Annotated in this window: 23 protein-coding genes and 1 other annotated feature; of the genes, 17 read left to right on the top strand and 6 right to left on the bottom strand. The window is 62.6% G+C overall.

Annotated features, from left to right (window positions below):
- The first annotated feature begins 14 nt into the window (after window positions 1–14).
- A complete protein-coding gene (locus tag HF949_RS01285; protein ID WP_292897817.1) occupies window positions 15–1,235 on the top strand; it encodes an HTH domain-containing protein in 1,221 nt (406 codons plus the stop codon).
- Between the two features lie 35 nt (window positions 1,236–1,270).
- Window positions 1,271–1,918, top strand: a complete 648-nt coding sequence (locus HF949_RS01280; protein WP_292897815.1) for a Vgb family protein — start codon at window positions 1,271–1,273, stop codon at window positions 1,916–1,918.
- Window positions 1,919–1,925: 7 nt separating this feature from the next.
- Here the strand turns inward: HF949_RS01280 and HF949_RS01275 are convergent, their stop codons facing one another.
- The 3 genes from HF949_RS01275 to HF949_RS01265 form a co-directional block, all read right to left on the bottom strand.
- A complete protein-coding gene (locus HF949_RS01275; RefSeq protein WP_292897814.1) occupies window positions 1,926–2,876 on the bottom strand; it encodes an acetyl-CoA carboxylase carboxyltransferase subunit alpha in 951 nt (316 codons plus the stop codon).
- Window positions 2,877–2,976: 100 nt separating this feature from the next.
- A complete protein-coding gene (xerD, locus tag HF949_RS01270; protein ID WP_292899964.1) occupies window positions 2,977–3,903 on the bottom strand; it encodes a site-specific tyrosine recombinase XerD in 927 nt (308 codons plus the stop codon).
- Between the two features lie 8 nt (window positions 3,904–3,911).
- Window positions 3,912–4,061, bottom strand: coding sequence for a histidine kinase (locus tag HF949_RS01265; RefSeq protein ID WP_223021831.1), 150 nt, complete (start codon window positions 4,059–4,061; stop codon window positions 3,912–3,914).
- 149 nt (window positions 4,062–4,210) lie between these two features.
- On the opposite strand from HF949_RS01265, the gene HF949_RS01260 reads away from it, so the two are divergent.
- Genes HF949_RS01260 through HF949_RS01250 form a run of 3 tightly spaced genes read left to right on the top strand, consistent with a single transcriptional unit; the run spans window position 4,211 to window position 7,196 of the window.
- Window positions 4,211–4,810 (top strand): shikimate kinase, encoded by a 600-nt coding sequence (locus HF949_RS01260; RefSeq protein ID WP_292897813.1) that lies wholly within the window; start codon window positions 4,211–4,213, stop codon window positions 4,808–4,810.
- A complete protein-coding gene (aroB, locus tag HF949_RS01255; protein ID WP_292897811.1) occupies window positions 4,807–5,934 on the top strand; it encodes a 3-dehydroquinate synthase in 1,128 nt (375 codons plus the stop codon). Before HF949_RS01260 ends, aroB begins: the two co-directional genes overlap by 4 nt.
- A complete protein-coding gene (locus HF949_RS01250) occupies window positions 5,931–7,196 on the top strand; it encodes an HlyC/CorC family transporter (protein ID WP_292897809.1) in 1,266 nt (421 codons plus the stop codon). Before aroB ends, HF949_RS01250 begins: the two co-directional genes overlap by 4 nt.
- 18 nt (window positions 7,197–7,214) lie before the next feature.
- Here HF949_RS01250 and HF949_RS01245 read toward each other — a convergent pair whose 3' ends face one another.
- Window positions 7,215–7,496, bottom strand: a complete 282-nt coding sequence (locus tag HF949_RS01245) for a BolA family protein (protein WP_292897808.1) — start codon at window positions 7,494–7,496, stop codon at window positions 7,215–7,217.
- A 145-nt stretch (window positions 7,497–7,641) separates the two neighbouring features.
- Here HF949_RS01245 and HF949_RS01240 point away from each other — a divergent pair, with 145 nt between their 5' ends.
- From HF949_RS01240 to HF949_RS01225, 4 genes are all read left to right on the top strand, one after another.
- Window positions 7,642–8,259, top strand: a complete 618-nt coding sequence (locus HF949_RS01240) for a J domain-containing protein (protein WP_292897806.1) — start codon at window positions 7,642–7,644, stop codon at window positions 8,257–8,259.
- A 101-nt stretch (window positions 8,260–8,360) separates the two neighbouring features.
- Window positions 8,361–9,347 carry a cobaltochelatase subunit CobS gene (gene cobS, locus HF949_RS01235; protein WP_292899963.1) on the top strand — a complete coding sequence of 329 codons (987 nt, stop codon included), beginning with the start codon at window positions 8,361–8,363 and terminating at the stop codon, window positions 9,345–9,347.
- A 30-nt stretch (window positions 9,348–9,377) separates the two neighbouring features.
- Window positions 9,378–11,264, top strand: coding sequence for a cobaltochelatase subunit CobT (gene cobT / locus HF949_RS01230; protein ID WP_292897804.1), 1,887 nt, complete (start codon window positions 9,378–9,380; stop codon window positions 11,262–11,264).
- An 88-nt stretch (window positions 11,265–11,352) separates the two neighbouring features.
- On the top strand, window positions 11,353–12,270 hold the full coding sequence (locus tag HF949_RS01225; RefSeq protein WP_441338396.1) for an esterase-like activity of phytase family protein: 918 nt from the start codon (window positions 11,353–11,355) through the stop codon (window positions 12,268–12,270).
- A 71-nt stretch (window positions 12,271–12,341) separates the two neighbouring features.
- Here HF949_RS01225 and HF949_RS01220 read toward each other — a convergent pair whose 3' ends face one another.
- Complete coding sequence (locus HF949_RS01220) at window positions 12,342–14,093, bottom strand: hydantoinase B/oxoprolinase family protein (protein ID WP_292897801.1); 1,752 nt, start codon at window positions 14,091–14,093, stop codon at window positions 12,342–12,344.
- Entirely contained in the window at window positions 14,090–16,177 is a 2,088-nt protein-coding gene (locus HF949_RS01215) for a hydantoinase/oxoprolinase family protein (RefSeq protein WP_292897799.1), read from the bottom strand. The genes HF949_RS01220 and HF949_RS01215 overlap by 4 nt, the downstream gene beginning before the upstream one ends.
- Window positions 16,178–16,372: 195 nt before the next feature.
- On the opposite strand from HF949_RS01215, the gene HF949_RS01210 reads away from it, so the two are divergent.
- The 8 genes from HF949_RS01210 to HF949_RS01175 all read left to right on the top strand — a co-directional run bounded on the left by HF949_RS01210 (window position 16,373) and on the right by HF949_RS01175 (window position 25,590).
- Complete coding sequence (locus HF949_RS01210) at window positions 16,373–17,200, top strand: ferredoxin--NADP reductase (protein WP_292897797.1); 828 nt, start codon at window positions 16,373–16,375, stop codon at window positions 17,198–17,200.
- Window positions 17,201–18,141: 941 nt separating this feature from the next.
- Window positions 18,142–18,474, top strand: a complete 333-nt coding sequence (locus HF949_RS01205; RefSeq protein WP_292897795.1) for an ArsR/SmtB family transcription factor — start codon at window positions 18,142–18,144, stop codon at window positions 18,472–18,474.
- Between the two features lie 12 nt (window positions 18,475–18,486).
- On the top strand, window positions 18,487–18,996 hold the full coding sequence (locus tag HF949_RS01200) for an arsenate reductase ArsC (protein WP_292897793.1): 510 nt from the start codon (window positions 18,487–18,489) through the stop codon (window positions 18,994–18,996).
- Between the two features lie 9 nt (window positions 18,997–19,005).
- Window positions 19,006–20,085: an ACR3 family arsenite efflux transporter gene (gene arsB / locus HF949_RS01195; protein ID WP_292897791.1), complete on the top strand. Its 1,080-nt coding sequence runs from the start codon at window positions 19,006–19,008 to the stop codon at window positions 20,083–20,085.
- An 11-nt stretch (window positions 20,086–20,096) separates the two neighbouring features.
- Window positions 20,097–20,495: an arsenate reductase (glutaredoxin) gene (gene arsC, locus HF949_RS01190; protein WP_292897789.1), complete on the top strand. Its 399-nt coding sequence runs from the start codon at window positions 20,097–20,099 to the stop codon at window positions 20,493–20,495.
- Window positions 20,496–20,554: 59 nt separating this feature from the next.
- The gene (locus HF949_RS01185; protein ID WP_292897788.1) at window positions 20,555–21,949 is read left to right on the top strand and encodes a DHA2 family efflux MFS transporter permease subunit; all 1,395 of its coding nucleotides are present in this window, start codon (window positions 20,555–20,557) and stop codon (window positions 21,947–21,949) included.
- Window positions 21,950–22,108: 159 nt separating this feature from the next.
- Window positions 22,109–23,908 (top strand): DEAD/DEAH box helicase, encoded by a 1,800-nt coding sequence (locus HF949_RS01180; protein ID WP_292897787.1) that lies wholly within the window; start codon window positions 22,109–22,111, stop codon window positions 23,906–23,908.
- 69 nt (window positions 23,909–23,977) lie between these two features.
- Window positions 23,978–24,033: a sequence feature (sul1 is cis-regulatory element that is thought to sense ions involved in sulfur or methionine metabolism; They are found in Alphaproteobacteria), on the top strand.
- Window positions 24,034–24,105: 72 nt separating this feature from the next.
- Entirely contained in the window at window positions 24,106–25,590 is a 1,485-nt protein-coding gene (locus tag HF949_RS01175) for a SulP family inorganic anion transporter (protein ID WP_090328545.1), read from the top strand.
- Window positions 25,591–25,633 lie beyond the last annotated feature (43 nt).

The raw sequence follows: 25,633 nt of genomic DNA, 5'->3' as shown, positions 1-25,633 counted from the left end.
GTGACGCGATTTAGATGGACGCTCTGATCACGGCAGCGGGCCGTGCCCTGGCGGCGGGTGACCCTCTGGGCGCGCTCAATCGCATTGCCCTGCGTAGTGATGCGCCAGCACTCGCATTGCGTGGCATTGCCATGGCGCAGCTTGGCGATCTGGATCTGGCCAAGGCGCTTTTGCGCCGCGCGGCCCGCGCATTCAGTCCGCGGGAGCACAGGGCGCGGGCGCGCTGTGTCGTGGCGGAAGCCGAGATCGCCCTCGTCTCACGCGATCTGGGCTGGCCGGAGGAGGCGCTTCAACGGGCTCGCGATACGCTGGAACGACACGGCGACACCGTCAACGCCGCCTATGCCCGTTACCTCTCCGCGCGGCATCTCCTGCTGATCGGCCGTCTGGATGAGGCCGAGCACGCGCTTGATGCGCTCGATCCGCGCCTGCTGCCACTGCAGGCACAGGCCGGCTGCGAGATGGTGGTCGCCGGCATCGCCATGCGTCGGGTTGAAGCAAGGAAGGCGCGGACCGCGTTGGAGCGCGCTGCCGCTGCTGCAAGGCAGGCGGGCATCCCCGCACTGGTCAGCGAGGTTGAGACGGCCAAACGGGCGCTGGAGGCGCCTGCTGCCAGGTTGGTGACGAGCAAGTGTGAAGCGTTGCTCCAGCTTGATCAGGTGGAGACGCTTCTCGCGGCGAACACGCTGGTGGTCGATGCCTGCCGGCATGTCATTCGCAGTGAAGGCGCGATCATCGGGCTCGAGACACGACCGGTTCTCTTCGCTCTTGCACGTGCGCTTGCCGAAGCATGGCCGTCGGATGTGTCTCGCGAGGTGCTGGTGGCAAAAGCGTTCAGAGGCCGGGTTGCGGATGAATCCCACCGCGCGCGTCTGCGGGTCGAGATCGGCAGATTGCGAGCGCTTCTCAGGCACCATGCAGGTCTGCGCTCAACAGATGCTGGCTTCGTTCTGACTGTTCCAGAGGGGCGGGACGTTGTTGTTCTGGCGCAGCCCGTAGAAGACAGCCATGCAGATGTTCTGGCGCTGCTCGCGGATGGAGAGGCCTGGTCCAGCGCGGCGCTTGCACTGGCTTTGGGTGTCAGTTCCCGTACGGTTCAGCGGGCCCTTGAGCGGTTGCGGGAGGAGAAGAAGGTGCGATCCTTCGGGCGCGGTCGCGCCTGCCGCTGGGTCGTGCCAACACTGCCCGGTTTCCCGACAAACTTGTTACTCCCGGCCAAAATCACCGACGGATAGGTTCGGTCCATGATCAATCGGAAAGGAAATGGATCATGACCAGATCAAAAGCAGACATCATCCAGGAACTCGGCCCCTTCCCGGACGTGGAGGCCGTTCACGGCGTCACCCATGACGGACAGTATGTGTGGTTTGCTTCGGGAGACAGGTTGAACGCCGTCGATCCCGGAACAGGCCATATCGTTCGCTCGATCGAGATGACGGCAATGGCGGGCACGGCCTTCGACGGCACGCACATGTTTCAGATCGCAGAAGACCGGATCCAGAAGATTGATCCGAAAACCGGCTCGGTTCTGGCCAGCATCCCTGCACCGCAGGATGGAGGCAGCTCCGGACTGGCCTGGGCGGATGGCGCACTTTGGGTCGGGCAGTTCCGTGATCGAAAAATCCACAAGATCGACCCGGAGACAGGAGCGATCCTGCGCACCATCGAATCCAACCGCTTCGTTACGGGTGTTACCTGGGTGGATGGAGAGCTGTGGCACGGCACGTGGGAAGGCGACGAAAATGAACTTCGGCGCATCGACCCCGAAAACGGGGCAGTGCTGACCCAACTGGACATGCCGTCCGGTATGGGCATTTCGGGTCTTGAATCCGACGGCGGCGACCGCTTTTTCTGTGGTGGCGGAAACAGTGGTACCATCCGCGTGGTGCGCAGACCCCAGCGTGCTTCCGCCGCCTGATCGAGGCTTACAACGTCCGGCCGATGGCGAGGAACTTCTCGCGGCGATGCTCGCGATAGTCCATCTTGCCCTCGGCCATTTCGGCAAATCCCTTCGCGATCTGCTCGCCGGCCGCCGCGATCACCTTTTCCGGTGCCCGGTGCGCGCCGCCGATCGGCTCGGGAATGATGCCGTCGATCACCTTAAGGCCCATGAGGTCCTGTGCGGTGATCTTCATGTTGGTTGCCGCATCTTTCGCACGGGCAGAGTCGCGCCACAGAATGGAGGCAGCGCCCTCCGGCGAGATCACCGAATAGATGGCATGCTCCAGCATGTAGACCTGATTGGCCGTGGCGATGGCAATGGCGCCACCCGAGCCACCTTCGCCGATGACAACCGCGATGTTGGGAACTTTCAGACCAAGGCATTTCGACGTTGACTGGGCAATGGCTTCGGCCTGTCCGCGCTCTTCTGCGCCGATGCCGGGATAGGCACCTGTCGTGTCGACAATGCTGATCAAAGGAATGCCAAAACGGTCCGCCAGGTCCATGACACGCACGGCCTTGCGGTAGCCTTCGGGCCGGGCCATGCCAAAATTGTGCTTCAGCCGGCTCTGCGTGTCATTGCCTTTTTCCTGGCCGATCACTGCAACGGACTGACCGTTGAAGCGCGCGAAACCGGCAATCACCGCATTGTCTTCGCCGAAAGCGCGGTCGCCGGCAAGCGGTGTGAAATCGGTGAAGAGTCCGCGTACATAATCGAGGCAGTGCGGACGGTCGGGATGGCGCGCGACCTGTGCCTTCTGCCAGGGCGTCAGAGACCGGTAGATTTCTACCAGTGCGTCCTTGGAGCGTTTCTCAAGGCGTGCGATCTCATCGGCGACGTCCACAGCTTCGCCGCTTTCGGCGAGCTTTTTCAGTTCAAGGATCTGGCCTTCGAGATCGGCAACGGGCTTTTCAAAATCGAGATAGTTGTACATTCACTCGCCAAATCGAACACGAGACACTGCGATAGAGGCATCTCTGGGTTGAACACGGCCTGCCGCCGGTAATGTGACGCTCCACATAACGTTCATGAAGCTAATCGGCAAGCGGATGGTGCTTTTGAACCAGCTCGGCAAGGCGTTTTTCAAGCACATGCGTATAGATTTGCGTCGTGGATATGTCCGAATGACCCAGCAGTTCCTGCACGGCGCGCAGGTCCGCACCATTTTGCAGAAGATGGCTTGCAAAGGCGTGGCGCAGCACATGCGGTGAGATCTTCGCCGTATCGATGCCCGCGCGCGCGGCGACCGCCTTCAGTTCCCGTGCAAAAACCTGTCGTGGCAGGTGACCACTCTCGGAACTGGCAGGAAAGAGCCAGGTGCTCTCTGCCCAGGAGGGGTTTGCCTTGCGCACCGCGAGCCAAGTCTGCATGGCCGCGCGCGCCTTGCCGGAGAGCGGCACAATGCGCTCCTTGCCGCCCTTGCCGCGCACGGCAAAGAAACGCTCGTCCCGAAGCGCAACCGTTACCGGCAGGCTCACCAGTTCTGAAACGCGCAGGCCCGAGGCGTAGAGCACCTCAAGCAGTGCATGAAGCCTCACCGCGGCAGTGTGCTCCGGCGTACCTGCGGTTGCTTCGTGGGTCTCTGCTTCTGCTCGTTCCAGCAGGTTTCCCGTATCCTTCTCGCTCAGCGTCTTCGGCAGGCCGCGCCCCTTTTTCGGGCTGTCGAGTACGCCTGTCGGGTCATCGTCGCGCAGGCCTTCGGCATAGAGAAACTGGAAAAACTGCCTGAGGGCGGAGAGCTTGCGGGTCTGGGTGGTGGCTGCAAAACCCTGAGTGGAAAGGGTGCTCAAAAAAGCGCGCAGATCGTCTGCGTCGGCATCCTGCAGTGTCTTTCCACTTGCTGCAAGATGCAGGGCTGCGTCTTCCAGGTCACGGCGGTAGGAGGCTAGCGTGTTGTCGCTGGCGCCGCGCTCGGCTGCCATCATCTCCAGAAAAGCCTCGATGCGCGCGCCGCTGCCGATCCTGGGTGTCATTGCGATGGATTCAGCTTTTCTGCCGGAATCCGCACACTCATCTCGCCGGTCTGCGGTTCCACGAAGGTCACGAGAGCGACCATGGCGCCATAAACCAGGCCGGCAAGGACCGCGATGATCATCAATAGCCGAAAAAGCGTCGGCATGCTTTCAGTGCCCCGTTCTGTCTTCCCCTGCCCAGGCCGTTTATGGGATGCCGGTTCCTTCTTTGCAAGCAAGTATGTGGGGTGCTCGACAGTCAAGCGCTTGACGGATCATGGCTTTTGTGTCGAAACCGGCAGGCAGAGGCGCGAGAATGACATTCACCGAAAACCTATCAGTTCCAGATGCAGAAAATCTCGCTTGCCGGCTGGGCAGGCGGTCGCTGGTCTTCGTCGGCCTGATGGGCGCAGGCAAGACGGTGATTGGCCGGCGTGTGGCCGATGTGCTGAAATTGCCCTTCATCGACAGCGATCACGAGATCGAGACGGTCTCGCGCATGACGGTGCCGGATCTGTTCGCAGCCTATGGTGAAACCGAGTTTCGTTCGCTGGAGCGCCGGGTGATCGCTCGCCTGCTGAAGAGCGGACCCCGTGTTGTCTCCACCGGCGGCGGGGCGTTTATGAACGCTCAGACGCGCCGGGCCGTCGCGCGGCGCGGTGTCTCGGTCTGGCTGAAAGCTGATCTGCCGACCCTGATGGAGCGTGTCGGGCGTCGTTCGAACCGACCCCTCTTGAACAATGACGACCCCGAAGGCGTCATGCGCAGTCTCATGGACGAACGCTACCCGCTCTACGCCGAAGCAGACATTGTCATTCACTCGCGCAACGAGCCCAAGGAGGTCATCGTGGCCGAGGTCATTGCCGCCCTCGACGCGTATCTGCAGGACGAACGCCGGAAGGACATCCGATCATGAATGATGTGAATGCCGCGCCCGCCAGGGTGCATGTCTCGCTTGGTGCGCGCTCCTATGACATCCTGATCGGGCCGGGCTTGCTGGCACAGGCGGGCGCGGAAATTGCCTCCCGCCTCCCTGGTGTGCGCGCGGCGATTGTCACGGACACCAATGTCGCGGCAAATCATCTGGCAACCCTTCAGGGAAGTCTCGCTGCCGCTGGTGTGGAATCGGCCGCGATCACCGTTGCACCGGGTGAGCGCTCGAAGAGTTTCGCAACGCTTGAAGAGGTGGTGGCCGGCATCCTCGATGCCCGGCTTGAGCGCGGTGATGTCGTCATCCCGCTTGGCGGTGGCGTGGTGGGCGATCTGGCGGGCTTTGCCTCCGGCGTCGTGCGCCGCGGCATGCACTTCGTCCAGGCGCCCACCTCGCTGCTCGCCCAGGTGGATTCCTCTGTCGGCGGCAAGACCGGCATCAACACTGCTCATGGAAAAAACCTGGTCGGCGTTTTCCACCAGCCGCAGCTTGTCATCGCTGATACGGCCGTGCTCGATACGCTTTCGCCGCGCGAGTTCCGCGCGGGCTATGCCGAGGTCGCCAAGTACGGGCTGATCGACCGGCCGGACTTCTTCGCCTGGCTGGAGAAAAACTGGCAGGCGGTTTTTGCCGGGGGGAGCGAGCGCGTCGAAGCCATTGCGCAGTCGTGTCGGGCGAAGGCCGACGTGGTGGCCCGCGACGAGCTTGAGAAGGGCGACCGGGCGCTGCTCAATCTCGGCCACACATTCGGCCACGCACTTGAGGCGGCGACGGGCTATGACAGCGCGCGGCTGGTGCATGGCGAGGGTGTCGCCATCGGCATGGCACTGGCACATCGTTTCTCCGCGCGGCTCAATCTGGCAAGCCCGGATGATGCCGAGCGCGTCGAGGCGCATCTTGCTGCTGTCGGCCTGCCCACCCGGCTTTCCGATGTGCCCGGCGACCTGCCTGGCGCCGATCGGCTTTTGACCTATATCGCGCAGGACAAGAAGGTGTCGCGCGGCGCGCTTACCTTCATTCTCACCCGCGGCATCGGCCAGTCTTTCGTTGCGAAGGATGTGCCGGCAAGCGAGGTTTTGTCCTTTCTTGAGGGAGCTCTATCGCAATGACACCCGAGATGTGGATCACAGGCGGCATTATTCTGGGCCTGATCGCGCTCTCATTTCTCTTTTCGGGAACCGAGACCGGCATGACGGCCGTCTCGCGCGCCAGGCTTCACACGATGGAAGCAAATGGCGATGCGCGCGCCGGTCTGGTCGATCGCCTGATACAGCGGCGAGACCGGCTCGTGGGAGCGCTTCTGATCGGCAACAATCTGGTCAATATTCTCGCCTCTGCGCTCACGACCAGCCTGTTCCTGAAAATCTTCGGTGATGCCGGCGTGCTCTACGCAACCGTCATCATGACCGTCCTTCTGGTCATTTTTGCTGAAATCCTGCCCAAGTCCTGGGCGCTTGCAAAGCCCGAGCTGTTCGCGCTCACCGTGTCGCCTTTCGCGCGCATCGTGGTGCTTTTGTTCGGCTTCCTGTCCTCGCTTGCCAACGGGATTGTCCGGCTTCTTCTCTCGATTTTCGGCGTCGATCTGCAAAGCCGCGAGTCGATGCTGTCTGCCCATGAAGAGCTGCGCGGTACCGTCGAGGTGCTCCACCGCGAGGGTGCTGTGGTGAAACAGGACCGCGACCGTGTCGGCGGTCTGCTCGACCTGCATGAGCTGGAAGTCTCCGACGTCATGATCCACCGCACCAACATGCGTTCGGTCGATGCGGACGAGGCTCCGGAGGTTGTGGTGCGCGAAATCCTGCGCAGCCCCTACACCCGCATTCCGATCTGGAAGGGGTCGACGGAGAATATTGTCGGCGTTGTTCACGCCAAGGACCTCTTGCGCGCGCTCGGCGATGTGCAGAACGACTACACAAAGATCGACATCGCCAAAGTGGCGTCCAAGCCGTGGTTCGTTCCCGACACCACCACTTTGCAGGACCAGCTCAACGCCTTTCTGCGCCGCAAGGCGCACATCGCCATCGTCGTCGATGAGTATGGCGAGGTGGAGGGCCTTGTTACCCTCGAAGACATCATCGAGGAAATCGTCGGTGACATTGCCGATGAGCACGATGTGGAGGTTCAGGGTGTCAAACAGGAGGCCGATGGCTCCATCGTGGTGGAGGGCTCTGTGCCGATCCGTGACCTGAACCGCGCGCTCGACTGGAACCTGCCGGATGAGGAGGCGACGACGATCGCCGGCCTTGTCATCCACGAGACCCAGACGATTCCCGAAGAAAAGCAGGCCTTCACCTTCTTCGGCAAGCGCTTCATCGTCATGAAGCGCGACAAGAACCGCATCACGAAGCTTCGGATCAGGCCGCTCGCCTGATCCTCCGTTTTCGCTTGATCACCAGCGCGTCGGCTCGCCAGGAGCTGCCGGTTCGATGGCGAGTGCGTGTACCGGGTGTTTGAGTTCCTCGGCGAGCAGCTCATTGACGGCGCGGTGCCGTTCCACGCGGCTCATCCCGGCAAATGCTTCTGAAACGATACGCACGCGGAAATGCGTCTCGCCCGTGCCATCGAAATGCTCCTGGTGGCCTGCATGCAGGTGGCTTTCATTGATGACCGCAAGCCGCTCTGGAGAAAATGCACTGGTCAGCTTGCTTTCTATCGTTGACTGGATGGACAATTCCGTTTCCTCACACCATATGGGGTGCATCCCCAAATTCACGTTCGATTCAAGCGCTAGGTCGAACTTTGACCAAAAGTCAATTCTTGTATCCCTGCGCTGAGCGGCCATACTTCCACACTGATTTGGTGACACACAGTCCGATATGAAACCCTACTCGAAATATTTCGAGAAAATTCGAATTCGACCCGACCCTCAGGCGGAGGCGAAATCTCGCGCGCCACGCTGCCAATGGGATGGCTGCGATGAGCCGGGCATGCATCGTGCGCCCGTAGGGCGTCACGCGGAGGGGCAGTATTTCCGCTTCTGCGTCGATCACGCGCGGCAATACAACAAGGGCTACAACTATTTTTCAGGCCTGAGCGACACCGAGGTTGCGCGCTACCAGAAGGAAGCGCTGACGGGGCACCGCCCCACCTGGAAGATGGGCGGTGACAGCGAAACGCGTGCCGCTGCCGATTTTTCGACCTATCGTTCCGGCCGGGCTGCCTATCACAACCGCATGGGCGATCCGTTTAACCTGTTTGGCGACAAGCAGGCGGAGCGCAAGCCGCGTGCAAAACGTCTCAAACCGCTTGAGGCCAAGGCGCTGGAAACACTGGGCCTGGGCGCACAAGCCACTAGCGAAGAGATCAAGGCGCGGTATAAGAACCTTGTAAAGCAACACCATCCCGATGCGAATGGTGGCGACCGGGGGTCCGAAGACCGGCTCAGAAGCGTGCTTGAAGCATACCGTCTGTTGAAGCAGGCGGGTTTCTGTTAAAGCGCGCGTCTGATAAGACGCCTTGAACGATGTCTGATGAGACGTTCCGGAAAACAAAAAGTTCAAGCGATGCAGGCAAGGGCCTGGCCGCTGGAGGCATGATGAACAAGATTGACCGCGATATCGCAAATTTGCCCGACACGACCGTTTCGGTGAAAGATACATTCGGGTTTGACTCCGATATGGTCGTGCCAGCCTATTCCGTGGCCGATTCCCACGTGCCGGACGTTGATCCGGACTATCTGTTCGACAAGCAGACGACGCTCGCCATTCTGGCCGGTTTCGCCCACAATCGCCGCGTGATGGTTTCCGGGTATCACGGCACCGGCAAGTCGACCCATATCGAGCAGGTGGCCGCCCGTCTCAACTGGCCCTGTGTCCGCATCAATCTCGACAGCCATGTCAGCCGTATCGACCTCGTCGGCAAGGACGCCATCGTCGTCAAGGAAGGCAAGCAGGTCACCGAGTTCAAGGACGGTATCCTGCCCTGGGCCTACCAGCACAATGTCGCGCTGGTCTTCGATGAGTACGATGCCGGCCGTCCGGATGTGATGTTCGTCATCCAGCGCGTTCTGGAATCGTCCGGCCGCCTGACCCTGCTCGATCAGAGCCGCGTCATCCGCCCGCATCCCGCCTTCCGCATCTTCGCCACGGCCAACACGGTGGGCCTGGGCGACACGACCGGCCTTTATCACGGCACGCAGCAGATCAACCAGGCGCAGATGGACCGCTGGTCCATCGTGACCACGCTCAACTATCTGCCGCATGACGATGAAGTCGCCATCGTTCAGGCCAAGAACAAGCATTTTCAGAACGAGAAGGGGCGTGAGACCGTTTCGCGCATGGTCCGGGTCGCCGATCTCACGCGCTCGGCGTTCATGAATGGTGATCTGTCCACCGTCATGAGCCCGCGTACGGTGATCATGTGGGCGGAAAATGCCGAGATCTTCGGCGATGTCGGCTTCGCTTTCCGCCTTACCTTCCTCAACAAATGCGATGAGCTGGAGCGGGCGCTGGTCGCCGAGTTCTACCAGCGCGCCTTCGGTGAGGAATTGCCGGAATCGGCTGCGAATGTTGCGCTGAGCTAGCGCGGCGACAAGGCCGAGAAAAGACGACCCGTGAGCCAGACCAACCGAAAGCCCGGACAAGCCGCCGAAGCGCCGCTCGACCCGTTCAAGCGGGCCACCACCGCCTGCATGCGCGCGGTGGCGGGCGATCACGAGCTTGAGGTGTCCTTTTCCAAGGACAAGCCGTCGCTGACCGGTAGCCGTGCACGCCTTCCTGATCTGCCCAAACGGGCGACGGCCGAAGCGCTCACGGTCACGCGCGGCATTGGCGATTCCATGGCGCTGCGCCGCGCCTGCCACGACATCGATCTGCACCGTCGTCTCGCGCCGGAAGGCAATGAGGCGCGTGCCATCTATGACGCCGTCGAGCAGGCGCGCGTCGAGGCTATTGGCTCGCGTGCCATGCAGGGCATGGGGGACAACATTGCCGCCATGCTCGAGGACAAGTATGAGCGCGCCAATCTGGCCGATGTGAGCGAAAGGGCCGATGCGCCGCTTGAGGAAGCGATCGCGTTGATGGTGCGCGAGAAGCTGACCGGTCGCCCTGCGCCAAAAAGCGGCGAGAAGCTTGTGGCGCTCTGGCGCGACTGGGTCGAGGACAAGGCGTCAGCGGACATTGACGCGCTAGCGAGCCAGATCGACGATCAGAACGGATTTGCCCGTGCCGTGCGCGATCTTCTCTCCTCCATTGACCTTGGCGAGGACCTGGCCGAGGAAGAGCAGACCGAGGAGAGCGAGGAAGACAGCGACGCACCCGAGGCGCAGGAACAGGCCGAGCAGAGCGAAGAGGATGATTCCGGCGGCGAAGAGAGCGAAGGCGAGGAGTCCAGCGGCGAGAGCGAGGACACCGAGACCGGCGAGAGCGAAGCCGGCGACACCACCGCCGACGATGTCTCAGAAGACGACGAGCTCGATTCGGAAACGCCTGGAGAGGCGCGCCGTCCCGACAGCCCGTTCGACCAGGCCGCGCGCGACATAGACTACAAGGTTTTCACCACCGAGTTCGACGAGACTATCGGCGCTGAAGAGCTTTGCGATGAGGAAGAGCTCGACCGTCTGCGCGCCTTCCTCGACAAGCAGCTCTCAAATCTGCAGGGCGTGGTCGGGCGTCTGGCGAACCGGCTGCAGCGCCGCCTGATGGCGCAGCAGAACCGCTCCTGGGATTTCGATCTGGAAGAAGGTGTTCTCGACACGGCGCGTCTGGTGCGCCTCGTGATCGATCCCATGCAGCCGCTTTCCTTCAAGCAGGAGCGCGACACCAATTTCCGCGACACGGTGGTGACGCTGGTGCTCGACAATTCGGGTTCCATGCGAGGCCGGCCGATCACGGTGGCCGCCACCTGCGCCGACATTCTGGCCCGCACGCTGGAGCGCTGCGGTGTGCGCGTCGAGATCCTTGGCTTCACCACGCGAGCGTGGAAGGGCGGGCAGGCGCGTGAGAAATGGCTCAAGGAAGGCAAGCCCGCCAATCCTGGCCGTCTGAACGATCTGCGCCACATCATCTACAAGAGCGCCGATGCCCCCTGGCGCCGCGCGCGGCGCAATCTCGGCCTGATGATGCGCGAAGGGCTCCTGAAGGAAAACATCGATGGCGAGGCGCTTCTGTGGGCGCACCAGCGCCTGATGGCGCGGCCCGAGCAGCGCAAGATCATGATGATGATTTCCGATGGCGCGCCGGTCGACGATTCCACCCTGTCGGTCAATCCCGGCAATTATCTGGAGCGGCATCTGCGCGGGGTCATCGACCTGATTGAGACCCGCTCGCCGGTCGAGCTTCTGGCCATCGGCATCGGCCACGACGTCACGCGTTACTATCGCCGCGCCGTCACCATTGTCGATGCCGAGGAACTGGCCGGTGCCATGACCGAGCAGCTGGCCTCGCTCTTCGAGGAAGAGGGCGCGCGCCGCAGCGGCGGCGCGATGCGGCGTGCGGGCTAGTCTGCGTCCCTTGGGCCTGCGCCTGTTTCTTGCGGCGCTCACCCTTGCGATCGCCATCCCGGTAAAGGCGCAGGAACCGGCCATTCCCATGGCGGTCAATGCGGTGCCCATTCGTCACTTCGCCATTGGCTCTTATGAAACCGAATTCGGACCGCTGGAGTTTGTCGGCGGTCTCTCCATGACCTCACCGGTCGATCATTTCGGGGCGTTTTCGTCTTTTCGCTTCACCTCGCCTGGCACTGAGCTCATCGGCGTTTCCGACACGGGGTTCTGGTTTTTCGGGACTGTGACCCGAGATGCCGAGGGACGGCCTTCCGGCTTTGCCGAGTTCTCCATGCAGCCCATGGTGGACGGAGACGGCAATTCCACGCGCGAGAAATGGACCACCGATGCCGAGGGCATCGCCGTCAGCGGCGAACTGGCTACCGTAAGCTTCGAGCGCGTTCAGCGCATTGCCGAGTTCGAGATCGAGCGCGATGCCATGGGAGCTGCCATCCGCGATCTCGATTATCTCGTCCCGCGAGAGGAGTTGCGCAGCAATCGCGGCTTCGAAACCATCGCCTATGCGCCGCCGGGCGGGCGGCTTGATGGGGCGCGTGTCGTCGTTGCCGAGCGCAGCATCGATGAGGATGGCAATTGCTTTGCCGCCATTCTCGAGGGGCCGTTGAAGGGCGTCTTCACCGTCGCGCGCTCCGAGGGTTTCGACATCACCGATGGTGCATTTCTGCCCGATGGCGATCTGCTTCTGCTGGAGCGCCGTTTCGCCTTCGCCAGCGGTGTGGCAATGCGCATACGCCGGATCGAAGGCGCTTCCATTGCGCCTGGAAGCGTGGCGGACGGTCCGGTGCTCTTCACCGCCGGTATGGACTACCAGATCGACAATATGGAAGCGCTCGATGTCTGGCAGCGCGCCGATGGCGCGACCATGGTCTCGCTCATGTCCGACGACAACCACTCGCTCCTGCAGCGCAATCTCTATCTGGAGTTTCGGCTGCTTGGGGAGTGAGTGGCGCCCTATGGCAACAAGCGCCCTCGCCCTTCGACAAGCTCAGGATGAGGGCGCCTGGCTCAACCCTCTCAGCCGCCGCGCTTCGCCAGCGTCGCCACTTCGTCCACCGTCATCCCATCTGCGCTGAACACCACGCCAAACAGCGCCTCGGCCTCGTCCGCTGTGTAATATCCGAGCGCCACATCCCGCAGCACCTTTTCCGGCGCGCGCTTCAGAGGATCGCCATAGCCGCCGCCGCCGGGTGTGCCAACACAAACCCGGTCACCGGCTTTCAGCGGAATATCCTGTTCCTTGGAAAGATGCGGCGGCACATGCGCGCTGCCATCGCGCCACACCGTCACCTCGTTCACCCTGCCGTCCTTCCCGCCAAGCACGCCCTGCGGGCCGGTGCGACCGTGATCCATCACGAAGGAGGCGCGGGCGTCGCCGCGCAGAAGCTCCACCTCATAGGAAAGGCCGAACCCGCCGCGATGCTCGCCGGCACCGCCCGAGCCCTCGCGCAGCGCATAGCGCCGATAGAGCACGGGAAAGGCCTGCTCCATTACCTCCACCGGAGGCGATTTGGAGATACCGATGGTAGAGCACCCATTGGTCAGCCCGTCATGGTCGGCATTGCCGCCATAGCCGCCGCCGGAAATCTGGTACATCACGAAATCACGGCCCCGCGCCGGGTCATGCCCGCCAAGCGCGAAATTGCCGCTGGAGCCGGCAGGTGCAGCAGTCACCTTTTCCGGCAGCGCCTTCACCATCGCCGCGAACACGGCCTCCGCAATGCGCTGCGAGACCTCCGCCGCACAGCCCGAGACCGGGCGCGGATAGCGCGCGTCGAGAAACGTACCCTCCGGCCTCTTGATGATCAGCGGCTCGAACGCGCCCGCACTCAGCGGCACTTCGGGAAAGATATGGCGCATCGCCAGATAGACGGAGGACAGCGTTGTCGCGAGCACGCTGTTCATCGGCCCCATGCAGGGCGGGCTCGATCCTTCGAAATCGAAGGTCAGCGTGTCGCCCTTCTTTTCGATGGCCAGCGCGATGGTCAGCGGTTCGTCCATCACGCCGTCGGAATCCACGAAAGCCTCGCCGCGATAGACCCCGTCGGGGATCGGCGCGATCAGCGCGCGCATCTGCGTCGCCGCGCGGGTGCGCAGTTCGGCAATGGCCTGTCGCACGGTCTCGTCGCCATAGCGGTCGAGCACCTGTGCCAGCCGATCTGCACCCACTTCCAAAGCCGCGCCCTGCGCGCGAATATCGCCGATGCGCTGGTCGGCAACGCGGATGTTGGAGCAGATGATCGCGTAGATTTCCGGGTCGAGTTCGCCCTTCTTGAAAAGCTTCACCGGCGGCAGGCGCAGCCCTTCCTGCTCCACCGCCGTGGCGGAGGCGGAAAAGCCGCCCGGAACCGCGCCGCCAATGTCCGGCCAGTGGCCGGTGTTGGAGAGCCAGCAGAAGATTTTCCCATCACGCCAGACCGGCATGGCAAAGCGCACATCCATGAGGTGTGTGCCGCCGAGATACGGGTCGTTGACGATGTAGATGTCGCCGGGCTCGGGCGCTGCCGTCTCGCCACCCGCGATGCGCTCGATGAGCGTGCGCGTGGAATACTGCATCACGCCGACAAAGACCGGCAGACCGGCCGAGCCCTGCGCGATCAGCGCGCCATCCTCGGCGGCGTAGATGCCATCCGAACGGTCGTTTGCCTCGGCGATTACGGGCGAGAAGGCGGCGCGCGAGAAGGTCAGGTCCATCTCGTCGCACACCTGCTGTAGCGCCGCCTGGATGACCGAGAGCGTGATGGCGTCGAGAGAAGAGGTGTCGTTCATCGGCCCGCTCCCACCGTGATGATGATGTTCCCATCGGCATCGGATGCGGCCCGGTCGCCGGGTTCGATCACCGTTGTCGTGTCGAGCTGTTCAAGGATCGCCGGCCCCTCGATCTCCGCATCGAGCGGCAGTTTTTCGCGGGCATAGACCGGCGTGTCGTGCCAGTCGCCGGCAAACCAGACCTGTCGTTTTTCGTTCAGCGCTTCGGTCAGTGTTGCCACACGTCCCGCCGGGTCGATCAGGCTGGCAAGGTCGATATCGGCGCGCACGCCGATCACGGAGGTGTTGAGATTGACGAGATTGGCGCGGATCTCTGGCAGACGCACCTTGAAGCGGGCGAAATAGGCTTCTTCAAAAAGCGTCTGCAGCGTGTCCCGATCGATCTCGGGGCCGGGCAGCGGCACATTGATGAGATGCGTCTGGCCAACAAACTGCATGTCCGCCGTGTGCACGCACTCGATGCGCTCCGGCTGGACCGTCTCTTCCGCGATCAGCGCCTCGCCCTCGGCGCGCTGCTCTTCGAGCAGGCTTTTGACCAGCGCCACGTCGAGGCTCGCGACAGGGCGGTTCACCGTGCGCACGAAATCGTGCCGCAGATCGGCGACCACGCAGCCAAGCGCATTGGTGATGCCGGGCCGTGCCGGCACCATCACGCGCGGAATGCCCAGTTCGCGAGCGAGGGCTGCCGCATGCAGCGGCCCAGCGCCGCCGAAAGCGAACAGCGCGAAATCGCGCGGGTCGTGCCCCTTGCCGAGCGAGACCATGCGGATCGCGCCCGCCATCTTGATGTTGGCGATCTGCAGCACCGCACCCGCCGCTTCCACGCCCGAAAGCCCGAGACGGCTTCCAAGCCTTTTTGCAAAGATCGCCTCGACATCGGAAACGGAAACCGGATTGTCGACGGAGAGAAGTTTTTTCGAGTTCAACCGGCCCAGAAGAAGATTGGCATCGGAGATGGTCGGCTCCGTGCCGCCGCGGCCATAGCAGATCGGGCCAGGCTTTGCGCCCGCACTCTGCGGTCCCACTTCCAGGAGCCCCGCATCGTTGACGCGCGCGATCGATCCGCCGCCGGCTCCCACCGTGTGCACGTCCACCATCGGCACGTGGATCGGCATGGCATATTCCACCTCAATCTCGTTGGAGACGGCCGGTCGCGCGCCGCGCACCAGAGCCACATCGGTGGATGTGCCGCCCATATCGTAGGTGATGAGATTGTCGACGCCCGCCCGCCGCGCCGTGAAGGCTGCGGCCATCACGCCCGAGGCCGGGCCGGACATCACCGTCTTGGCGGCCTCACGGGCCACATGGGCAGCGGAAATCATGCCGCCATTTCCGTTCATCACCAGAAAGTCGCGCGCATAGCCGAGGCCTTGCAACTCGTTCGAAAGCCGGGCGATGTAGCGCTCCAGGATCGGCTGCACCGAGGCGTTGACCGCAGCCGTTACGCCGCGCTCGAACTCGCGCGCTTCGGAAAGCAGCGCATGTCCAGTGGTGATGTAATTGTTGGGCCAGAGTTCGGCGGCGATTTCGGCGGCGCGCTTTTCGTGCGCCGGGTTGGCATAGGCATGGAGAAAATGGATCACCAGTGAAACGCAACCCTGATCGAGCAGCGCCTTTACCGCCGCGCGCACGCCATCCTCATCGAGTGGTGTGAGCACGTTTCCGGCGGCGTCCATGCGCTCATCCACTTCGAGCCGCAGATTGCGCGGCACCACCGGAGTGAAGGTTCCTGTCATGCCATAGGCCTGTGGTCGTGTGCGCCGCCCAAGCTCGATGATGTCGCGGAAACCGGCGGTTGTTATCATCCCGGTTCTGGCAAGCTGCCGCTCCAGCACCGCATTGGTCGTGGTGGTCGTGCCATGCACGATCAGGCCGATCTCGGATGCCGGAACCCCGGTCTCGCGTATCGCGTTGACCACACCGAAAGCCTGGTTCTCGACGGTGGTCGGGGTCTTGGCGACCCGCACCCGGGCTCCCGTGTCCGACCCTTCGCGGGAATCGATCAGGATCAGGTCGGTGAAGGTGCCGCCCACATCGATGCCGACGACCACAGAACCCGAATTGATGCCTTTTTTCTGATTCATGGGTGAAATCCGGAATGTGAAACCTTTGTTGACCCGACCAAATGAAATAGGTGTCGAACGCACCAAACTTGACGTCAAATTCATTTGTATACTAATAATTTCGACAGGCAAGAGCAGCCATTGGTACCGCGATTTGGGTTTGCATCCGAACCGGAAACCGGCTTAGAGACTTCCGACCGAACGAGGACAGTATTCATGGACAGCGCTGCGCTCCGCGAGAACGACGCCGAAAAGACCCCTGAATTCCCGATTCCCGCCGGCTGCTTTGCCGAGCGCGTGACATCGGTGAAACACTACACGGACAATCTCTTTGCCTTCCGCATCACGCGGCCGCAGAGCTTCCGCTTCCGCTCCGGCGAGTTCGTGATGATCGGCCTGCCCAATGCGGAGAAGCCTGTCTTCCGTGCCTATTCCATCGCCAGCCCCGCCTGGGACGAGGAGGTGGAGTTCTTCTCCATCAAGGTGCCGGATGGTCCGCTGACCCAGCATCTGCAGAAGATCCAGCCCGGCGACACGGTGCTCATGCGCCAGAAGTCCACTGGTACGCTGGTCAACGATGCGCTGACGCCGGCGAAAAACCTCTACATGATCTCCACCGGCACGGGCATCGCGCCCTTCGCGAGCCTGATCCGCGACCCGGAGACCTATGAGAAGTTCGACGACATCATTCTCACCCACACCTGCCGCGACGTCGCCGAGCTTGACTACGGCAAGGAACTGGTGACCGCTCTCAGGGACGATCCGCTGATCGGCGAGCTGGTCGAGGGCCGCCTGACCCATTTCACCTCCACCACGCGCGAAACCTCGCCCGTAATGGGACGCATCACGACGCTGATTGAGAATGGCGAACTCTTCAAGAAGCTCGGCACCGAGCCTTTCGATCGCGAGAATGACCGCGTCATGATCTGCGGCTCCATGGCCATGCTCAAGGATGTGAAGGCGCTGGTCGAGAAGGCGGGCCTCAAGGAAGGCTCCAACGCCGAGCCGGCCGATTTCGTCGTCGAGCGCGCCTTCGTCGGCTGAGGTTGTGTTCAGGGCAGGGCGTCTCGGCCCCATTGCCATGCGGTCCGGTTGGCGCTTCGCCCGGTCGGGATGAAGCTCTTCACATGATCGCACCACATCTTTGCCCCTTCGCCTCCTGAACCTGCCGAACGGGTGCGGGTAGAAGGGGCTGCGACCCCGAACACTCCCTCGTCATCCTCGGACCTGATCCGAGGACCCTTGCCGGGACGCCGGGGATAAACTTCGGCCCGTCCCGGGCACGTACATTTTTTCTCACTCCTACCCCGTCACCACCGCAACGGCATGGATCCCATGATCAGGCCATGGGATCACGAGGGAGTTGAAGCGCGTTCCCTACTCGCTATTCGCTACTCCCTATTCGCTCTTTTCTCCCCACCCTCAAAACCTCCGCTACACTTCCCCCATCGCCCCTGTCGGGAACCGGGWCCGGAGCCGGGGATCAGGAGGGGCGACGGCAGCCTCCCCCTCGGGTTCGGTAACCCGGGGCCTGTGAGGGCCCGCGAAAGGCCGGCGGCCGGCATCATGCCGGTTGCGGAAAAGCCGCTAGGGCACAGATCGCCCGAGTGACCGGCCGGCAGACGGGACAGCGGCCGGCGGGGCGCGCTTTTCGCGCCACTTATTTCACAACAGAGAGGCACGAAAAACGCGCCCCGTTTCCCGAAGGATCCAAACCCCGGCGGCAACCCTGCGCGGCAACGAAGGAGCCTGCCCAGAAATGCCCGTGCGCCCCTTCTGCAGAATGCGCACCAGCACCAAACACCCCTTCTCCCTGCGAGCGGGTAGAAGGAGGCTGGCATCCCGGGACCGACCCGGAACCCATTGGCAGAATGCGCGAGCGCACGGCCCGGTTTTCATCAAGTGAGCTCCCAATGCTTCTTGACGCCTTCCCGCAACCATGCAAAAAGCGCTTTAATACATCGACAAATCCGGATATTTGGATAATGAAAAAGTTTGAGGCTATCGACGCACTTGCCGCGCTTGGTCAGGAGACCCGGCTCGATGTGTTTCGCCTGCTTGTGAAGGCAGGGCCCGGGGGGCTGCCCGCGGGAGAGGTGGCGACCAGGCTCGGTGTCGTGCAGAACACCGCTTCCGCGCACCTCAAGGTTCTTTCGCAGTCGGGCATGATCCGGGCCGAGCGGGAAGGGCGCATCATTCGCTACACCGCCGACATGACCGGCTTTCGCGATCTCCTCGCCTTCCTCATGGAAGATTGCTGCAACGGAAATCCCGATCTGTGCCGCCCCGCCATCGAGGCTGCGACCTGTCACTGCTAGGAGGCTTGTGCCATGAGTGATAAAACGTTCAATGTGCTTTTTCTGTGCACCGGAAATTCCGCTCGGTCCATTCTTGCCGAAGCGGTCTTGAACCGGGTCGGCGCGGGGCGCTTCAAGGCTTACTCAGCCGGCTCCCAACCTAAAGGATCGGTGCATCCATTCGCGCTGGAACTGCTCGAACGCATGAACCACGATATCTCCTTTGCCCGCTCCAAAGACTGGGCAGAGTTCGCAACACCGGATGCTCCCAAGCTCGATTTCGTCTTCACGCTTTGCGACAGTGCTGCGCAGGAAGCATGTCCTGTCTGGCCCGGCCAGCCGATGACAGCCCATTGGGGGCTTCCCGACCCGGCGGCGGTTACCGGCACCGAGGCCGAGAAGCGTCTCGCTTTCGCAGACACCTACCGCATGCTCAACAATCGCGTCACCATCTTCACGGCGCTGCCGCTCGCCTCGCTTGATCGGCTTTCCCTGCAGCGCCGTCTTGATGATATCGGCCGTGCTCCTGCCCATACCGAATAGGATTCACTGATGACCGACCATATTCTGAACCGCAGTGACGCCCCGGCGGGCGGCATCGGCTTCTTCGAGAAATACCTGTCCGTGTGGGTGGCGCTCTGTATCATCGCGGGCATAGCCCTCGGAAATCTGATGCCGGGCCTGTTCGGCTTTCTCGCATCCCTCGAATACGCCTCAGTCAACCTGGTCGTTGCCGTTCTCATCTGGGCGATGGTCTTCCCGATGATGGTCAATGTCGACTTCGCGAGCCTCAGCCATATTGGCGACCGCCCCAAGGGACTTGTCCTGACGCTCGCCGTCAACTGGCTCATCAAGCCCTTCACCATGGCAGCACTCGGCGTTTTGTTCTTCGAATATGTCTTCGCGCCGTGGATCGAGCCCGCCGATGCGCAGCAATACATTGCCGGCCTCATCCTTCTGGGCGCAGCACCCTGCACGGCGATGGTTTTCGTGTGGAGCCAGCTCACCCGGGGCGACGCCACCTACACGCTCGTGCAGGTTTCGCTCAACGATGTGGTGATGATATTCGCCTTCGCGCCCATCGTCGCGCTGCTGCTCGGCGTGACAGACATTTCCGTCCCGTGGGAGACGCTGCTTCTGGCCACCGGCCTCTATGTGGTGATCCCGCTTGTCGCCGGTTTCCTGACCCGCAAATGGCTGACCGGCCGCGCTTCGGGCGCGGAGGCGCAAAAGGCGGTTTCGGATTTCACCGCTTCGCTGAAACCCGTTTCCGTGATCGGCCTTCTGGTCACTGTGGTGCTGCTCTTTGGCTTTCAGGGGCATGTCATCGTCGAGCGGCCGATCCTGATCGTGCTGATCGCGGTGCCGCTCCTGATCCAGTCCTACGGCATCTTCTTCCTGACCTATTTCGCGGCCCGCATCTGGAAAGTGCCGTTCAATGTCGCCGCCCCCTGCGCCCTTATCGGTACGTCGAACTTCTTCGAGCTTGCGGTGGCTGTGGCCATCAGCCTGTTCGGCTTGAATTCCGGCGCGGCACTTGCCACGGTGGTGGGCGTTCTGGTCGAGGTGCCGGTGATGCTGTCGCTGGTCGCCTTTGCCAACCGCACCCGAGACTGGTTTCCCACGAGCTGAGCGAGACAATCATGACCGTCACCATCTATCACAACCCGAAATGCGGCACCTCGCGCAACGTGCTGGCCATGCTTCGCGAAGCCGGTGAGGAGCCACAGGTGATCGAATATCTCAAGACCCCGCCCGGCCGCGAAAAACTGGTGTCGCTGATTGCCGCCATGGGCGTGTCGCCTCGCGCGATCCTGCGCCAGAAGGGCACACCCTATGACGAGCTGGGCCTTGGCGAAGACAAATGGAGCGACGATGAACTGATCGACTTCATGGTCGCGCACCCGATCCTGATGAACCGCCCCATCGTGGAAACCCCGCGCGGCACAAAGCTTTGCCGCCCGTCCGAGACCGTGCTGGAGCTACTGCCTGAGGGCGCGGTGAAAGCGTTCACCAAGGAAGACGGCGAGGTGGTGCGGTAGGCGGCTGCGACGTGATCGCGCGTTGACTTCAGCTCCGGGCCGGTTGAGAGTTCCGGCCCGTGAGCACGGATCGCAAGACACCGCCGCCGGCCATCCCCGCGCGGATATGGAAGATCGCCGCCGTCACCGGCGCTGGCGCGTTCATGGCGATGCTCGATTCCACGGTTGTCAATCTCGCCCTCGAAACGATACGGGAAGATCTCACCACCACGCTGCCTTTGATCCAGTGGATTGCCACTGGGTATCTGGTCGCGCTGGCAATCTCCCTTCCTGCCGCCGCCTGGCTCGGAAACCGTTTCGGTTATGGCCGCGTGTGGGCGTTCAGCCTTGCGGGGTTCACGGGCGCATCGGTGCTCTGCGCCATCGCGCCCGGGCCGTGGTCACTGATCGCCGCCCGTTTTCTTCAGGGGCTCGCCGGTGGTCTCATGGTGCCGGCGGGACAGGCGATCATCGGTGCGACTGCAGGCCCCAGGCAGCTTGGCCGCATCATGGGCGCGCTTGGACTTGTCGTTGCGCTGGGACCGGCCATCGGCCCGGCGATTGGCGGGCTCCTGCTCGATCATGCGTCATGGCGCTGGCTGTTCTGGATCAACGTTCCGGTCGGCGTTGCAGCACTTCTTCTCGCAAAGGGGCTTGTGCCAGCCGGCGACCGGGACGAGACGCGGCATCTCGATATTGCGGGCCTGCTTCTGCTTGGTGCCGGGCTGCCGCTCTTCCTCTACGGCGCGACCGAATTCGGTGCCGATGGCCTCACACGCATCAATCTTGTCTGTGTCGTCGCCGGCCTCGTCCTCGTCGCCGGCTTCGTTGCAAACGCCACACGTGCGCGACCACCCCTTATCGACCTCGCGCTTCTGCGGAGGCCGGTCTTTGCCACGGCGACGCTCACAACCGGCCTGACCGGTGCCAACATGTATGGCGGGCTCCTGCTCCTGCCGCTTTACCTCCAGGTGATCGCAGCCCGCGACACGGTGGAGACCGGATTTCTGCTTTTGGCCATGGGGCTCGGCAGCGCTCTGGCCCTGCCGGTCGGCGGCGCGCTGACAGACCGTTTCGGCGCGGGACGGGTAACGCTTGCCGGCGCACTTGCGCTCCTCTTGAGCACCTTGCCCTTCCTTCTGCCCACGCCGCTTCCGGCGCTTTGGCTGGCACCGCTTCTCGTCGTCAGGGGCATCGGCATGGCGCTTGGCCAGATGCCGGCCATGACGGCTGCCTACGCCGCCGCGCATAAAGAGGAAATGGGCGATGCGGCAACGCTGGTGAACATTGTTCAGCGTGTCGGCGGCGCAATCGGTGCTGTCCTGATCGTCGTCCTTCTCGCCCATGCCGATGGTGCCGAAGGCTATTTCAATGCGTTCGTGACGCTCTCAATCGTCTCGGCGGCCACCATGCTTCTCGCCCTGGTCATGATGCGCCTGACGGCACGAGACGAGCGCGAGGCCGCTGCCGGCTAAGCGTTCGAAGCAAAGGGAATTTGACACTCCCCGCTGTACATTTGCCTCCGACACGCGTAGTACGGCGCAAAAGCGTTGGCGAAATCGCCACGCTGCGCGCCTGCCAGGCGATCTGCTCCGCCGATCTCTCGAAGCGCGCTCATTTCCGAAAGAAGATGAATGACCGAGTTCGAAGGCATTGTGCCAGCGCTTGGCCGGGCGTTGGACAAGCGCGGCTATACCGAATTGACCCAGGTTCAGAAGGCTGTTCTGGAACTGGAACCCGAAGGCGCCGATGCGCTTGTTTCCGCCCAGACCGGCTCCGGCAAGACCGTTGCCTTCGGCCTCGCGCTGGCACCAAGCCTGCTTGACGGCGCGGAAAGCTTTGACCGTGCCGCCGCTCCGCTCGGCCTAGCCGTTGCGCCCACGCGCGAACTGGCGCTTCAGGTCAAGCGCGAGCTGGAATGGCTCTATGCCGAAACCGGTGCCGTCATCGCCTCCTGCGTCGGCGGCATGGACATCCGCACCGAGCGTCGCGCGCTTGAGCGCGGTGCGCATATCGTTGTCGGCACGCCCGGCCGCCTGTGCGACCACATCCGCCGCAATGCGCTCGACATGTCGGATCTGCGCGCTGTCGTGCTGGATGAGGCGGACGAGATGCTCGATCTCGGTTTTCGTGAGGACCTGGAATTCATTCTGGATGCCGCTCCCGCAGAGCGCCGCACGCTGATGTTCTCGGCGACCGTCTCGCGCACCATCGCCAATCTGGCGAAGAACTATCAGCGCGATGCGGTGCGCATCACCACCGCCGCCGAACAGAAACAGCATGGTGATATTGAGTATCGCGGCTTCCTCGCCATTCCGCAGGAGCGCGAGAACGCCATCATCAATGTGCTGCGCTATTATGAAGCGCGCAATGCGCTGGTGTTCTGCAACACGCGCGCCACCGTCAATCACCTGACCGCGCGGTTCAACAATCGCGGTTTCTCGGTCGTTGCGCTTTCGGGCGAGCTCAGCCAGAGTGAACGCACCCATGCGCTGCAGGCCATGCGCGACGGGCGCGCCCGCGTTTGCGTGGCGACGGATGTTGCGGCCCGCGGCATCGACCTGCCCAATCTTGAGCTCGTGGTGCACGCGGACCTGCCCACCAATTCCGAAACGCTTCTGCACCGCTCGGGCCGCACCGGGCGGGCAGGGCGCAAGGGCGTCAGCGCGCTCATCGTCGCGCCCAATGGCCGCCGCCGGGCCGAGCGCCTTCTGTGCGATGCCAAGGTGCGGCTTGAGTGGACCAGCCCGCCTTCCGCCGACGCGGTTCTTCAGCGCGATGACGAACGACTGATGGCCGACCCCCATCTGGAAGATGCCATTCAGGATAACGAGGCAGACTTCGTCAAAGCGCTCCTTGAGAAGCATGGTGCCGAACAGATCGCGGCAGCCTTCGTCCGGCTTCACCGTGCCAAGCTCTCCGCGCCGGAGGATGTCACGGAAGTGACCATCCAGGATGGTGGCGGCATGCGCGAGGAACGCGCGCCGCGCCGTGAGGAATTCGACGAGAGCGTCTGGTTCTCCCTGTCGGTTGGCCGCAAGCAGAATGCCGAGCCGCGCTGGCTCATCCCGCTTCTGTGCCGTGCGGGCGATATCACCAAGCGCGAGATCGGCGCGATCAAGATGCAGCAGGACGAGACATTCGTTCAGCTCGATGCCGCCTGTGTCGACCGTTTCCTCGCGGCCATCGGCCCGCAGGCCGTTCTGGAGCGCAGCATCCGCGTGGTCCAGCTCGATGGCGTTCCGCAGTTTGCGTCGCGCAGCGGTCCGAAACCCTTTGCGGGCAAGCGCAGGCCGGCCGGCAAGCCGCATCGCAAGGGTGGCGAATGGCGCGACGATGCCAAGCCCTGGGCGAAGAAAGACGGCAAGCCCGGCAAGCCGAAATTCGCCAAGTCCGCTGGCGGCAAGAAGAAGGCGCGCAAAAAGCCCGACTGACACGCGCGCCTTCAGGAGACGAACAATGTTGCGCCGCAGCATCATCCGGGTTAAACACCGCGCATCCGCTTAGGACCCGGTGAAACTCCGGGTGGCTCTGCCGGCCGCTGATCCGCCGGCGCAACCTCGATCGTTTCTGTCTTTCCCGGCCGCAGAAGCCTGTCGGCGGTTGGGAGGTCATGTCTCCTGAAGGTTCCATGTTCTCGCTTTCCCATTACCGTGACGAATGGTTCGGCAATATTCGCGCCGATCTCCTTTCCGGCCTTGTGGTCGCGCTTGCGCTCATCCCCGAAGCCATCGCCTTTTCCATCATTGCTGGTGTCGACCCGAAGGTCGGGCTCTACGCCTCCTTTTCCATCGCGGTCATCACGGCCATCGCCGGTGGCCGGCCGGGCATGATTTCGGCGGCGACCGCCGCCACCGCCGTGCTCATGGTCACACTGGTCAAGGAGCATGGGCTGCAATATCTGCTCGCCGCCACGGTGCTGGCCGGCCTGTTGCAGATCGGGGCAGGCCTCCTGAAGCTCGGCCATCTGATGCGGTTCGTCTCGCGCTCGGTCATGACCGGCTTCGTCAACGCTCTGGCGATCCTGATTTTCATGGCCCAGCTGCCCGAGCTGATCGGCGTGCCGAACCTCACCTATGTGATGGTCGCGGCAGGCCTTGCCATAATCTATCTGTTTCCGCGTCTGACCAAGGCGATCCCGTCGCCGCTCATCTGCATCATCGTGCTCACCACGGTGTCCATCGCCTTCGGCCTCGATGTGCGCACGGTGGGCGACATGGGCGAGCTTCCCTCCACCTTCCCGGTCTTCCTCATTCCGGACATTCCGCTCAATCTGGAAACGCTGCAGATCATCCTGCCCTATTCGGCGGCGGTGGCAGCGGTTGGCCTTCTGGAATCGCTCATGACCGCCTCGCTGGTGGATGAGCTCACCGACACGCAGAGCAACAAGAACCAGGAATGCATCGGTCAGGGCCTTGCCAACACCGCCACCGGCTTTATCGGCGGCATGGCCGGCTGCGCCATGATCGGCCAGTCGATGATCAATGTGAAATCGGGCGGACGCGGGCGTCTTTCCTGCTTTGTCGCCGGTGTCTTTCTCCTGTTCATGATCGTGCTTCTGGGCGATTGGGTGCGTCAGATCCCGATGCCCGCACTTGTCGCCATCATGATCATGGTCTCGATCGGCACCTTCTCATGGTCGTCGATCAAGAACCTGCGCGAGCATCCGCTCTCCTCCTCCGTGGTCATGCTCGCCACGGTCGTCTGTGTGGTGGCAACCCACAATCTCGCCATCGGCGTACTGGTCGGCGTGCTTCTCTCCGGCATCTTTTTCGCGGGCAAGATCGCTCAGATCTTCCGCGTCACCTCCACCCTGTCGGAGGACGGGCGCGAGCGCACCTATCGCGTCGAAGGTCAGCTTTTCTTCGCATCCGTTGAGGACTTCAACGCCGCCTTCGACTTCAAGGAAGGGCTGGACAAGGTCACCATTGATGTTTCGCGCGCGCATATCTGGGACATTTCCAGTGTTGGCGCACTGGACATGATCGTGCTCAAATTCCGCCGCGACGGTGCCGAGGTGGAAATCATTGGCATGAACGAGGCCAGCGAAACGATCGTCGACAAGCTTGGCATTCACGACAAGCCGGGCGCGCTTGAGAAGCTGATGGGTCACTAGATCGCCGTGCGTCCGTTCGGACGCACAAAGGACGATCTAGATT

The organism is Nitratireductor sp. (genome assembly GCF_017794765.1).
Taxonomy (GTDB): domain Bacteria; phylum Pseudomonadota; class Alphaproteobacteria; order Rhizobiales; family Rhizobiaceae; genus Nitratireductor.
The sequence above is the reverse complement of the archived record's forward strand: the minus strand, read 5'-3'. Positions and strand labels throughout refer to the sequence as shown.